General features: G+C 43.0%; 12 protein-coding genes. 6 read left to right on the plus strand and 6 right to left on the minus strand.

The window, feature by feature from the left end:
* Positions 1-140: 140 nt before the first annotated feature.
* The 5 genes from F6K46_RS15630 (at position 141) to F6K46_RS15650 (ending at position 6,348) form a co-directional block, all read left to right on the plus strand.
* On the plus strand, positions 141-617 hold the full coding sequence (locus F6K46_RS15630; protein ID WP_293058123.1) for a nucleoside deaminase: 477 nt from the start codon (positions 141-143) through the stop codon (positions 615-617).
* Between the two features lie 70 nt (positions 618-687).
* Positions 688-1,107, plus strand: coding sequence for a S16 family serine protease (locus F6K46_RS15635; RefSeq protein WP_293058126.1), 420 nt, complete (start codon positions 688-690; stop codon positions 1,105-1,107).
* A 1,024-nt stretch (positions 1,108-2,131) separates the two neighbouring features.
* Positions 2,132-2,584, plus strand: a complete 453-nt coding sequence (locus tag F6K46_RS15640; protein WP_293058129.1) for a cupin domain-containing protein — start codon at positions 2,132-2,134, stop codon at positions 2,582-2,584.
* A 414-nt stretch (positions 2,585-2,998) separates the two neighbouring features.
* Positions 2,999-4,489 carry an SLC13 family permease gene (locus F6K46_RS15645; RefSeq protein ID WP_293058132.1) on the plus strand — a complete coding sequence of 497 codons (1,491 nt, stop codon included), beginning with the start codon at positions 2,999-3,001 and terminating at the stop codon, positions 4,487-4,489.
* 185 nt (positions 4,490-4,674) lie between these two features.
* Positions 4,675-6,348, plus strand: coding sequence for a CocE/NonD family hydrolase (locus F6K46_RS15650; protein WP_293058135.1), 1,674 nt, complete (start codon positions 4,675-4,677; stop codon positions 6,346-6,348).
* A 19-nt stretch (positions 6,349-6,367) separates the two neighbouring features.
* Here F6K46_RS15650 and bioF read toward each other — a convergent pair whose 3' ends face one another.
* Positions 6,368-7,537, minus strand: coding sequence for an 8-amino-7-oxononanoate synthase (bioF, locus tag F6K46_RS15655; protein WP_075904966.1), 1,170 nt, complete (start codon positions 7,535-7,537; stop codon positions 6,368-6,370).
* Between the two features lie 8 nt (positions 7,538-7,545).
* The gene (locus F6K46_RS15660; protein WP_075904968.1) at positions 7,546-7,989 is read right to left on the minus strand and encodes a hypothetical protein; all 444 of its coding nucleotides are present in this window, start codon (positions 7,987-7,989) and stop codon (positions 7,546-7,548) included.
* 390 nt (positions 7,990-8,379) lie between these two features.
* Here F6K46_RS15660 and F6K46_RS15665 point away from each other — a divergent pair, with 390 nt between their 5' ends.
* Positions 8,380-9,279: a DUF928 domain-containing protein gene (locus F6K46_RS15665; RefSeq protein WP_293058143.1), complete on the plus strand. Its 900-nt coding sequence runs from the start codon at positions 8,380-8,382 to the stop codon at positions 9,277-9,279.
* 105 nt (positions 9,280-9,384) lie between these two features.
* Here the strand turns inward: F6K46_RS15665 and F6K46_RS15670 are convergent, their stop codons facing one another.
* The 4 genes from F6K46_RS15670 to F6K46_RS15685 form a co-directional block, all read right to left on the minus strand.
* Positions 9,385-10,452: an LOG family protein gene (locus F6K46_RS15670; protein WP_075904972.1), complete on the minus strand. Its 1,068-nt coding sequence runs from the start codon at positions 10,450-10,452 to the stop codon at positions 9,385-9,387.
* Between the two features lie 149 nt (positions 10,453-10,601).
* Positions 10,602-12,161: a circadian clock protein KaiC gene (kaiC, locus tag F6K46_RS15675; protein WP_293058150.1), complete on the minus strand. Its 1,560-nt coding sequence runs from the start codon at positions 12,159-12,161 to the stop codon at positions 10,602-10,604.
* Between the two features lie 101 nt (positions 12,162-12,262).
* Entirely contained in the window at positions 12,263-12,577 is a 315-nt protein-coding gene (kaiB, locus tag F6K46_RS15680; protein WP_293058153.1) for a circadian clock protein KaiB, read from the minus strand.
* Between the two features lie 127 nt (positions 12,578-12,704).
* Entirely contained in the window at positions 12,705-13,625 is a 921-nt protein-coding gene (locus F6K46_RS15685) for a circadian clock protein KaiA (protein WP_293058156.1), read from the minus strand.
* Positions 13,626-13,896 lie beyond the last annotated feature (271 nt).

Below are 13,896 nucleotides of genomic sequence, written 5' to 3' on the forward strand. Positions count from 1 at the left end.
TGCCATCAAAATATCTTAACACAAACCAGGTGAATGATAACTGTTAATTTACATAAACCCTGTCCCGGCTATCATCCCGACACCAAATCAAAGATTATGGTGCGGGGCTTCTCGCCGGGGTAGCTAAACCATGGAAATTCATGACACAGCCCAACAGTCGGTTTATGAACGAGGCCATTGCTCTATCTGTGATCAGCGTTAGGTCTGGAAAGGGAGGTCCGTTTGGAGCAGTGGTTGTCAAGGATGGAGAGATTATTGCCAAAGCTCATAATCAAGTCACCTCCACGAATGATCCTACGGCACATGCTGAAATTGTAGCTATCCGTGATGCCTGCAAGGTCTTACAAACTTTTCAACTGACCGGTTGCGAACTCTATACTAGCTGTGAGCCATGCCCAATGTGCCTTGGGGCGATCTACTGGGCTAGGCTGGACAAGGTTTACTATGCCAATACTAAAGCTGATGCGGCTCAAATTGGATTTGATGACCAATTCATTTACGAGGAATTGGACTTGCCCATAAGCGATCGCAAACTTCCAATAATTCAATTGATGCGGGATGAAGCCTTAAGAGCTTTCCAAGAATGGCAAGATAAAACCGATAAGGTAGAGTATTAGTGACATCCTCCTACACCAAATCAAAGATTATGGTGATCGCTTCCAATGAATCACTTCTTCGGCTTCCTGGTTGTTCTCTTACGAGCTTTCGACACTTGCCGGTGCAATTCCCAAAGATGGACCCTCTGCAGGGGTAACTATGGTAACAGCGATCGCATCCCTGTTGATGAATCAATCGGTACGCACGGATACTGCCATGACGGGAGAAATAAACCTCAGTGGTGAAGTACTGCCCATTGGTGGAGTGCGAGAAAAGGTGTTAGCAGCGCACCGGTCTGGTATCACACGAGTGCTATTACCGCAACAGAATCAGAAAGACCTAGTTGACGTGCCGGACGATGTGCGTAACCAAATGGAATTTATTTTATGCGATCGCATTGAACAAGTGTTGGAGAATGCCCTACTCCACCAACAGGAAGTCAAATCTCAGCAAGATGCACGGGATGGTCATCACAGGATAACTAAACTGTTTCAGATGTTTAGTAATTGAATTAAAGCGATCGCTTACTCCAAGTATCGAACGATTCACGGCTCTACAAGAACAAGTAGCGCGCGCAACAGGTTTCGACTAATGCTGCTGTGGAAAGATTAGACCGAATCTTGGATGATCTGATTCGAGGCCATGGAAAACCAGAAAAGCGATCAGGTAAAAGGTAATTTTGTCAACCCCCTAGCAATTAGATATCTACTCCTATTTATTACCTACCTAGAAACAAATAGAGATTGCTGGTTGAGGTGGAGTCTAGGCTATGGGGTTTAGGGAAATTCAAGGGCGATTTCATATTTCTTTACAAACTGTTACGGATTAAGTCAATCGCCCCCAAAAAAATGTGGAGTATAGGCTGTGAGGTTTAGGGGAATTCACAGGGTAAACGCATCTAAATTTGTATCAAAATTAACAGTTAAAAATTAAACAATAGTATCAAAAATCTAGAATTCCCCGGTTGATTCGAATAGGAGCGCCACTTATTATCAATTATTGGCTGTGTTATCCAAGGTCGATTTGAGAGTACTCTACATTCTGGTTTCGTACGGAAATCCGACTTTGATTCTTGTTTAAAGTCAGCGGAAAATTTGTTGACTTTGAACAAAAAAAACTGCTTTTAGGATGGGATTTATTCGAATTTCACAAAAAATTGAGTTAATCATTTTTTTTTCTGTTACCATTTATACCAAATAAGATGCGTTTACCCTGGGGGAATTCAAGGGCTATTTCATATTTCTTTACAAACTCTACCGAATGTAAGTGAATCGTCCCCAAAAAATTTAGATAATATTAAATTTAATAGCTAGGGATTGGTAGATAAAGTAAACTACAGCTATTCAAAGACTATGGTGCCACTATCTTACTAGATGATTGACGAACATTACTCACTACAAGTTACCATTGACAATTCTAACCAATGCTTGGCTTTGAGTTGGTCAAAGATGCTCCGACAACTCTCAAAGCACTTAACTAATTAAGTGATAAATTAAATTATCAAAAGTCAACCCTCAACAGTAATAAATCAACCATGGATAATCGTTGCATGATTCCCGTAGTTAGGTCTCCCAAAGACTACCAAGCTTATCGTATTAGTCCCCAGGATAAAAATCGCTTAGCCATTGTCTTCGATCCAGACAGTGCTAATGCTTCAATAACATTTTGTGTAGAGATTTTTGAGCCAGGAGGAAAGACTCCGCTCCATTATCATCAAATTGGAGTAGAAATGTTCTATATCCTCAAGGGTCAAGGATTAGCCAGCTGCGATGGCAAAATCGTTCAGCTGCGGACTGGAGATACTTTATTAGTTCCGCCTACAGGAATTCATGAAATTAGAAATACTGGCACTGAGCGTTTGTATACCCTGTGCTGGATGGTGCCTAATGAGGACTTTGCTGAACTAGTTCGCAGTGGTACACCCGTTGAATTCGATCAAGAGGATATGAGAGTGCTTGGGGGTCAAGATGTGTTGGTAGCTTGTTGAAGAATTTAATAGCTAGATATCTGGGACTGTTAATCACTTGACAGCAATCAGCAATCAGCAATCAGCAATCAGCAATCAGCTATCAGAATATGATTAGATGGGCTTTTGCCCAGACTTTCAATTATCATTAATTTCGAACTATTAGGCGCGCACCTATATCGAATTTAATTCTTAATGGGTCAAGCGCACCTTTAAATTCTCTCCTTAGAGGTTTATTTTAGCATGATAGCTGACAGCTGTTCGCGTAGCGTGAGCTTTTAGCTCACGGCTGACAGCTGTTCGCGTAGCGTGCGCGTAGCGCATATGCTTACAACAGGACTTACGGAAAACTGGACTCCAAACGTGGTGATAGTGTAGGGTTCGTTAATAAAGCACCTTACTACTAGAAGTAGAGTTACTGCGTAAGTCCTGTTGATGAAAAAAAGCTTTTACCTAGGAGTTAGTATTTTTACCCTATGCTGGCTCCTTTCATTTTTTCCAGCATTACTCCCTGAAAATTTACCACCAACTGCTGTGATAATGCTAGGAGCAACGCTTCTCATGGCAGTTTTTTGGATTGCTGAAACTATCCCGATTGCCGCCACCTCGATAATTCCCTTGGGTTTATTTCCCTTTTTAGGAATTGTTTCTGCTGAAGAGGTTGCTTCCGCCTATGCTTCTGATGTAGTATTGTTATTGATGGCAGTTTTTTTTATTGCTAAAGCGGTTGAAAAATATAACCTACATCAGCGGATTGCTTTCCAGATTATTAGCATTGTTGGTACCCAACCGACCAGGTTAATTTTGGGGTTTATGCTAGCAACAGCAGTATTGTCGATGTGGATATCGAATACAGCTATAACCTTGATGATGCTGCCAATCGCTATTTCTATTATCGAAGAAACGGCTCTTGCCAATCCCAATATTGATGTAGGTAAAACTCTGGGAACTTCGCTAATGCTGGGAATTGCCTACGCCGCTAATATTGGTGGGATTGGAACTCCGATCGGGGCTCCACCTAACCTGATATTTCTGGCACAATTAAAAGAAAACTTTCCAGACAATACCGCCATTACATTTTATCAATGGATGATGGTGGGAGTGCCAGCTGTTTTGATATTTATCTTTTTAACTTGGATATATTTAACTAAAATTACAGTCAAGCTTGATAATAACAGTTTATCGTCATACTATTTTAATAGTCCAGACAAAGAAGTCCAGAAACTGGGTAAAATGTCTCAGGGAGAAAAATACGTTGCTATTTTATTTGGGTTAACAGTATTGTTGTGGATTTTTAGGGCAGATATCACCATCGGTTCCTTTACATTAACTGGTTGGGCAAGCTATCTGGGGGTGGCTAACTTTGTTCATGATTCCAGTGTGGCTGCCCTAATTGCTGTGATCATGTTTATACTTCCTGTGAAAACAGAGACGGGGGATAAAATCAACCTCCTAGACTGGGAAACCGCTGTAAAAATTCCTTGGGGAATATTGCTGCTATTTGGTGGTGGAATTGCAATTTCTAAAGGGTTTGCTGCGTCAGGATTGTCTCAATTCCTAGGGGATAATTTACAAATCGGATTGCAGGGAATTTCAACGGTTTTGATGGTGGTTTGCATCTGTCTATTTATGACATTTTTAACAGAAGTGACCTCGAATACAGCAACCACAGCTCTGATCATGCCTATCTTAGCTACTGCTGCACCGATTATAAATGTCTCACCTGCTTTGTTGATGTGGCCCGCCGCAATTTCTGCTTCCTTCGCCTTTATGCTGCCAGTCGCAACTCCTCCCAATGCAATTGTTTACTCTCAGGAATATTTTCCAATTTCTACCATGGTTAAGGTAGGATTATTTTTAAATATAGTGGGGGTGATTCTAGTAAGTTTGTTGATGAATTTTGTAGCTATCCCTATGTTGGGATGAGTAGAGGTTACAAGTTGTTCGCGTAGCGTGGCCTTTTGGCCAAGGTTAGAAGGTTGAAAGTTGGAAGGTTGAAGGTTGGAAGGTTGAAGGTTGGAAGGTTGAAGGTTGGAAGGTTGAAGGTTGGAAGGTTGAAGGTTGGAAGGTTGAAGGTTGGAAGGTTGAAGGTTAATCAAGAAACGGCATCAATGGTAACACGGGATGGAGTGCGGCTGGATGCGGATATCTACCGTCCCGATAGTGCTGGTGAGTTTCCGGTGTTGCTGATGCGGCAACCCTATGGAAGAGCGATCGCATCTACGGTAGTCTATGGTCATCCCACTTGGTATGCTGCCCAGGGTTACATTGTGGTGATTCAAGATGTCAGGGGGAGGGGGAGTTCAGAAGGTAAGTTTGATTTGTTTGCCCACGAAGTCGAAGATGGCTTTGATAGTGTTAACTGGGCAGCCAGTTTACCCGGTAGCACTGGGGATGTCGGCATGTACGGCTTTTCCTATCAGGGGATGACTCAACTGTACGCTGCTGCAAGCTATCCCACGGCTCTGAAAACGATCTGTCCAGCGATGATTGGCTATGACTTATACAGCGATTGGGCCTATGAGGGAGGAGCGTTTTGTTTACAAGCTAATCTGGGTTGGGCGATACAATTAGCAACAGAAACGGCACGATTGCGGTCAGACGAGCAAGCCTATCAACTGCTGTATGCAGCATCTCGGAATTTACCCCTGTATGACCCAATTCCGGCTCGCCCTCAAATTCTCCAAGACTTAGCACCAGACTCCTTTTATCACGACTGGTTAGACCATCCTCACCCAGATGAATACTGGGAAAAACTATCTCCCAAGGGAATGATGCAGGATGTAGACATGCCCATGTTACACATTGGCGGATGGTTTGACCCATTTTTGCGAGGGACACTTCATTTATATAAGGATATGGCATCTCATGGCAGTTCGCCTCAGCATCTGATCATTGGACCTTGGGCGCATCTGCCTTGGGGGCGTAAAGTGGGAGCAGTGGATTATGGTCTCCAGGCGAATAGTCCCGTTGATGCCTTGCAAGTGCGTTGGTTTGACCAGTTCCTCAAGGGAATTGATACCAAGGTGCTTGAGCAACCGCCTGTTTGTCTATTTGAGATGGGAACTAATCGGTGGCGTTATTTTGATAGTTGGCCTGATGGCAATCAGAAATCTTATTATCTGGTAACTTCCGGTTTAGCCAGTGTCAGGGAAGATTCTGGAAAATTAGTCCCAGAAGAGTCTCAAGAAATGCAACAGCCATCGGAGACAGAGGGAGTATCCCAAAGCCAGCATACCTGTGATGTATCCTGTGATCTATTAGTTCATGACCCTTGGCGTCCAGTTCCAGCCATGGGGGGTCATGCAGGGATGCCAGTCGGTTCATGCGATCGCACTGCCATAGATTGTCGCACAGATGTTTTAACCTACACCTCTGAACCCTTAGCAGAAGATTTACATATAGTAGGGGATGTGGTGTTTGAGGTGTTTTGCACCGCTGATACTCCCAGTTTTGATATCTGTGCAGTGTTGTCGGAAGTCCATCCTGATGGCAGGGTAACCCATGTCACTCAGGGATATAGACGGGTCAATCCTGGGGACAATACTACTAATCCGTTGCGGATTAGATTCCAGGCAACTTGTGTGCGTATTGCCCAAGGAAATCAATTGCGCTTGAGCTTAAGTGGGGCTTGTTTTCCCGCTTATCCAGTGAATTCCGGCACCGGGGCTTTCCCTAGTGAAAGTCGATTGATGGATGCTCAGATTATTACTTTGATGGTGAGTTGTGGAGGGGATGATCCAACTCGTGTTTTATTACCTATTTTTAGGTCTGACCAACAATGAGCGCCATTATAAATAAGCGCTATAGCTGACAAGTCTGCAAAGCAGCAACTAACTGCTGGAAATGATCCAGTGTATGAGTTGCCATAACTGAGATCCGAATTCGACTGGTAGGCACTGTCGGAGGACGAATAGCAGGGGCGAAGATACCAGCTGCTTTCAAGGTTTCGCCAACAGTAAGAGCCTCAGTAGCACTATTTATGGAAATGCACAGGATAGGCGACTCAGAAGGCAAACAGTTGAGATTAGGCAACTGCTGAGTAATTAACTGTTTGAGAGTCTCTACATTATTCCTCAGTTGAGCGCACCGTTCTGGTTCTTGTTGGACAATTTGGATTGCTGCCAATGCTGCTGCTGTATCTGCTGGAGATAAGGCAGTAGTGTAAATCCAGCTAGGAGAACGATTTCGGAGGAAATCAATTAAAACCGCTGAACCCGCAACATACCCTCCCAAACTCCCCAAAGCTTTACTGAGGGTGCCAACTTGAATAATCGTTTCTCCAGTACAGCCAAAATGTTCCACACATCCAGCCCCTGTAGCGCCCAAAACTCCCGTAGCATGGGCTTCATCCACCAGAAGCATACAATTAAATTGGTTTGCCAACCCTAATAGATCAGGCAAGGGGCATAAATCACCATCCATGCTAAAGACGCTATCAGTAACAATTAAGCAGCGGCGGTACTGTTGTCGGTATTCAATCAGTTGACCCTGCAAAGAAGCCATATTGCAGTGCTCATAATCGATTACCTGGGCACCGCTCAAAATTGCCCCATTTTTGAGGCTGGAGTGGTTGTACTGATCCCCTAGGATTAAATCCCGTTTCCCTACTAACGCCGCAATCGTGCCTATATTCGCTAAATACCCAGAGCTATAGACTATCGCATCTTCAGTTTGTTTGAGAGATGCGATCGCATTTTCCAATTGTCTATGCAGTTCCCGGTGTCCAGTGAGTAATCTCGAACCAGTGCTACCAGTACCATAGTCCTTAGTAGCACTAACTGCGGCTGCAATTAAGGGAGGTGAGCCCGCCAGTCCGAGATAGTCATTACTAGCAAAGTTAATCACCTCTCGCCCATCCAGTTGCACCACAGCACCAGGCATACTTTGTACAGTTTGTACAGAACGATACCAACTGGCTTTCTCAATCGTGGCCAGGGATGGCTTTAGCCAAGCATAAGGGTCAGTAGGCATTATTTGTGCTAATCATCTTTTTTCGCCTTCACCCCAACTAACTCTGGATTACCATCCAAAGAACCGTATAGGATATTTCCCCTCTTGTTGTCTTGTTTATAGAAAACTAGTCGTTGCTCCAGTCGTTGCAGCTGCCGTTGAGCTGCTTGTGGATTCTTCGAGTAATACTTCTTCAAGTCAATCTTGAAGTGGCGATTAATCTCTGACCATGGGATGTCCCAAAGTTGGTCACCACAAAGTACCTCTAATTCCCATCCTTCAATATCAGTATCTTTGATATCTAGCTCAACTTCCCTTGGTTCAACCTCAATCAGCTTGCACTTCTCCATTTTGTTAGGGGAGCAGCTACTGAGTAATGTTACTCCCACACTGAGCAACAAGACAATGATAAACAGTTTTTGATTAAAAAAAGATTTTTGGTAATTTTTCACGTCTGGTACTAAACTAATCACGATCCTAATGGTATTGACTCATTTATCCCCAATTAAATTATAGATTGCAGTTGGTGATGAATTGCCAGAACTGTTAACTATCCATCCCTATCAAAAGGTAGTTGACACAATAATATTTTTTTGCTACGAAATAGTCTAAATTCACCAGGTAGAGTAGCTACGTAAGTCCTGAAAATGAACCATGTTTGAATTCTGGATTCGTCAATTACCAGATTGTATATCAAACTAGATATAGAAAACTAGTCAGTATAAAAAATTAGATAGTTCATTCAATTGAGTGATAATGAGAGTAGCAACGAGATCCAAAAAACTAGGGATAGGAAGTAACAACTGACCAATCACCTGACCAATCACAAGGAAACATTCCTTCAAAATTACTCTTTATGAATCATGAGCAAGATAAAACTACCGTTAGCACCGCCAATCTTAGGAATTACATTAGCAATTGTCAGCTTTAGTAGCAGTATTGCCTTGCCACGTATTTCAACAGCTAATACTAACAATTCTCGGTTGGATTCAGCTCAACGTTCCCCAACAGCAGAAGTGGCTCACAACCACCGAGAGCAAGAGCTAAGGACTTCAAGAACTTCACAGCCATTACCCATCAGTCTAGCTTGGATGCCACCAGATGTACCGGAACGAGGCGTACCCGGTAAACGAAAAGCAGCCGCAAGGCGTGGGCGATGTCCACAAGTCAAAGAACCTTTGACTGCCTTGGTCCCTGCTACTACCACCATTGCCAGTGAGGGTCAAATTTCATTGACCGTAGGTCACGCTACGCGAACAGAATCGGTTTTCGGCTTAACCGTTGTTTCTCATCCCACCTTCTGGTTTTATGTTCCCTATGCCCTGACACCGGACTTGCCTTTGGAGTTTGTGCTACAAGATGAAAACCATAACGAAATCTACTGGACTAAATTTGTTGCCTCATCATCCTCACCAAGTGTAGTAGGCATCGAACTTCCATCAACAGTCGCCTCCCTTGAGGTTGGTAAACAGTATCGTTGGTACTTTGTGGTTCAATGTGAGCCACTGGGGTCTCCTGTAGTGACAGGGTGGGTAAAACGGATGTCACTCAACCCATCCCTCAAAAATCAGTTAGACCAAGGGACATTAGAACAGAAAGCGATTATCTATGCCAGATCAGGGCTGTGGTATGATACCCTTAATGCTCTAGCTAAGCTACGTCAGCAAAATTCTGACAATGACCTGCTAATCAAGGATTGGGTGAAATTATTGCAGTCTGTTGACTTAGATGCGATCGCGCTTGCACCCCTTCTGGAATTTTAAGATCAAGTCCGTCTAATTCCATTACCAGCACTCGAGTGGGTCATTTACCGTTATTGGTCATTGGTCGAGCCTGCTGTGTATTTTAAGGATGCAAGCATCCAAGCCTTATTTCAGTTCCGGATGAGTTGTACTCTCTTGAGAAACACCCATGTGATTAATAGTAGCGAGTAGCTGGTAAAGACGGCTAACATCTCGTCGATTGAAGTAGAAAACCAGACGGGGAAGTTCAGCAGTTTCATCAGGTAGTTCTTCTGGTAAAACCTGACTTTTCTCAATCCGTCCCTGAACCAAGATATCGCTAAAATCCTGATTTAGCTGTTCAACCTCAGGATCTGACAACTCAGATTTGAGGCGAATGACGAATTGATCTCTGACATAGCGGCTAGAGTGATAAACCCGGTAAAACCGATTAATTGTTTCGTAAGCCACATCTAAGTTATCTGTGATGGTATAGAGACTGGAATCCTCTGGACTGATCAAACCCCGTTGCATGAGGTGCTTTTGAATATAAGCATCCCAATCTTTCCAGTAGGTGCCACCAGGTTTATCAATCAGTACTAAAGGAGTTGGTTCTAATCGTCCTGTTTGACAAAGGGTTAAAGACTCAAAGGCTTCATCCTGAGTACCAAAGCCACCAGGAAATAAGGTAAGCGCATCAGTTTCCTTGATAAAAAATAGCTTGCGAGTGAAAAAATACTTGAACTCAATCAGCTTGGGATCCCCTGCAATAAACGAATTTGCGTCGTTTTCAAACGGTAGTTGAATATTCAGACCAAACGAATGCTTAGAGCCAGCACCTTTGTTTCCTGCCTCCATAATGCCAGGACCAGCACCAGTCATTACCATAAATCCCTGCTGGGTTAAATGATGAGCAAATTCAGCTGCCAGCTGATATTCAGGAGTATTTGGAGCAAGGCGCGATGAACCGAAAATGGTAACTTTCCGGACATGACGATAGGGATAAAAAACTTGAAATGCCCGCTCCATATCTTCTAGAGAAGCGGTGATTATTTTCCAATCTAGACGGTCAATTTCTTCCCCAGTTAGTCGCACTAGCACTGCAAGAGACCGTTTGATCAATTTACGATTTTCCAGATTAGGTAGCTGGTCAATCAGTGTTGCTAAATCGTTTGACAGTGACTTGAAGCCATCCGCAGAAGGAGATAGAGTCATATCGTATCCAGTTGACTACTTATCATTAAAGGTTTTTCATCAATTGACTATTGAAAATTAAAAATTGTCAATAGTCAAGGAGCCATTAACAATTAACAATTAACAATTAACGATTTTCCTGAATACGAAGTGATTAAGCGGACTCAAGATTATTCCACCGACTTATCACGAACGCCTTTAAAAATCCGAGAGAGTTCGCTTTTTTCATCGAGGGGAATACGAGTGGGAGAACCACTGATGATTCGTTCGTAATTGCGGAAGGAATCCTTAATTTCTGGTCCATCCTTACTAATAGTGTACTCTCTGATTCCTGTATCATGCCAAGAGCCACGCATCTTAAACACATTGATAGCACGGGACATTTCACCACGAATTTCCACATACTGTAACATTATAATTGTGTCAGTAATTGTTGAAATATGGGAATCGGTAATGGAGTCAGAGCCCAGAAATTTATCTGTGGTATTAGTAAAAAAGCCAGTTATTTCTTCTTGCTTCGCATAGCCCGTCACACCAATCACAAACTGCCGAAAGGCATTGTTGCTCACTCCCCGTGCTAAAGCAGAAAGAGAGTCGATGGCAATGCGAGAGGGCTTAAATTCAGCAATTTCTGTTTTAATCCGTTGTAAGTGGTCTTCTAAGCCCGCTGATTCTGGATAAGAACAAAGGATTTTCAATAAACCCTTTTGTTCCATTTCCTCAAAATTAATGCCCCAAGACGATGCATTACGAGATAGCTGAGCCCGAGATTCTTCGTAAGCAAACAGAATGGCGCGATCACCTTGTATGCAAGCATTTTCGATAAACTTGCTCACTAACAAGGTTTTGCCAGTACCTGTGGCACCCGTTGCCAGGATAATGGAATCCTTGAAGAAACCACCACCACACATAACATCAAGAGTGTTGATTCCGGAAGAGACTCTTGCCATGGAAGACCGTTGAGTCAGTCGCATTGCTCCTAAGGGGAAGATGTTGATCCCTTGATCGGTAATCGTAAAGGGGTATTCTCCTTTCATATGGGTGGTACCCCGCAGCTTGAGAATTTCTATAGTGCGGCGTCGGCGTTCCCCTTCCAAGACATTACGGACAATAACCACATTATCCGAGACAAACTCTTCCACCCCGAATCTAGCTACTGGTCCATACTCTTCAACTCGCTCAGTGGTCATAATGGTGGTTACGCCAATGCTTTTCAGGCGTGCTACTAGGCGAAAAATTTCTCGGCGTACCACCGAAGCAGCATCGTACTGCTGAAATATGGCAGTGATTGAGTCAATGGAAACTCGCTTGGCTTTGTATTTATGAATGGCGTACTGAATACGCTCGATCAGAGCAGACAGGTCGAAGTTGCCGACAATGTCCTGTCCTTCTGGATCCGGGGAAGCATCCAGAATAAATAGCTTGCCTTCATTAACTAGTTTGTTTAGCTCCCAACCAAAGCTCGATGCATTTTTGCTGATATCTGTGGGTGATTCTTCAAATGTAACAAACACACCAGCTTCATCAAAATTGCTAATGCCGTTGTAGAGAAATTGAACAGCTAATAGAGTTTTTCCCGTGCCAGACGTTCCACTGACCAGGGTGGTTCTACCAGATGGTAAACCCCCATGAGAGATCTCATCGAAGCCTTCGATCATTGTCCGTATTTTCTGGACACCGACCGTTGTTACTGAGTTTTGATATTGTTCATTTTGATTCAATTGATTCATATTGGTCGTAAGTAAATGTTCTTAATCAAAAAAAAAAGAAAGTTTAATGGTGTTGCTGACTTGCTAAATCTTGACTATTAATCTAAAATGGTATAAGATATTTATAAATCCAAATCTCCTTCACGGAGTTCTTCATAAAGCAAATCTAAGCCGATCAAGACTTTTTCTCGATCTGAGAGGTCTCCAATGATTTTTCGCACAGGAGGCGGTAAAACTTTTGCCAAGGTTGGTGTTGCCAAAATTTTATCTTCCTCAGCTAGTTGGGGGCTCTTAAGAACATCAATTACTTTGAGAGCGTAAACCCCTTGGAATTCCTGTTCGAGAATAGTTTTCAGTGTTCTCAAAGCCCTGACGGAGTTGGGGGTGTTCCCAGCTACATAAAGCTTGAGAACATAGGTTTTTTTATAGGAACTCATAGGCTCGTAAGTTTAGGAGAAGATGGGTTAAAGGTCAATACAAGGGATCAAGGAACTCAAGGAAACGGTTTTTTAGGAGAGCCTCCCATCAAGCTTACTACTCAATGTTGATCCGATTATGCTGATCTTACAGTTCTCTGGGAATGGAGCGGCGATACATTTCACCTAAGTGAGCAATCACGTCGATTAACGTCAGGCGATAATCCAGCAGTATATCCTCTCTACGCCCTTCCAGCTGCAACTGTTTGGAAAATTCATCCATCAGTTCCATATGAATTTCTACAATCTTAGATATAGAAATATCCGCAAAAAACACTTCTTCTACAAAATGATCGATGTCTTGGTTTAGGGTATCTCCGGGTGCAAAGTACTGTAGAACAATTTGACGATACTCTGATTTCAAGTGTTCTAACAGCTCATCTCTGTCGTTTAAAGATAGATTACGGAAAAAAAGCCGAGGATTTCTCTTGTAGTACACACCAAGGTATCCGAGTCTTTCCCTGAGCTTTTCAGCTAACCGGTGCTGCTGCTTACTCAAGAAACTGTAATTAGCTACTGCGAGGGTAGGATAAAGCGGGTCATCTGACCTGGGTAAGTTACAGGCGGGAGCCAGGGACAAAAACCCGGTGATCGCCTGTTGGATGAAATTGCCAATCTCAGGTAATTGGTGAATAGTAAGTTCCACTTCTGCCGGATGGAACAGATGAGCCCTGGATCTGGTGGTGAATTTATGGGTCGTCTGGTTATAAGCCAGCTGTTGATTGCTGTCAACCCTAGGGGGGATTTCTGGGGAGTCCGACCGCAAAAATACTGCAGGTAAGGTGGTTCCTTGCAGGTACAAGTAGTGAATTACCTTCGGAAGTGTGTCGGTATCCTGCAATACCAAACAATCAAGATCCTGTTTATGTTGCTCAACCACCTCGAAAAATTCAGATTCTGAACTAGTAGAGTGTATAATATAGTGCTCGCTACCCAAAACCTGAGAAAGGGATTGAGCTAGGGCATCAGAACTGATTAGGGTACATAGGGTTAGTTGGGAAAGCAACACAACAGGTCCGGAATATCAAACTGGTTACTCTTACTATATAAGAGTACTTAAACCAGTAATATTTTAACATTTTTTTTAACAATGAGCTTAATATAAATTAAATTAAATTGAAACAGTCTGATAATTGAAATTAATTTTGATTTCGCGCCTCACTATATCCCCAGTGTTGAGCAGTATATTGAAAAGTACTTGCTCTTCAAGCATTAGGGGATCGTCTAGTCCTGTTGGGCTTGAGTTAATTCCTTTGTTGCTACTTTAGGAGGATGTGTTG

This window comes from Moorena sp. SIO3E8, from assembly GCF_010692445.1.
In the GTDB taxonomy this organism is placed as follows: Bacteria; Cyanobacteriota; Cyanobacteriia; order Cyanobacteriales; family Coleofasciculaceae; genus Moorena; species Moorena bouillonii.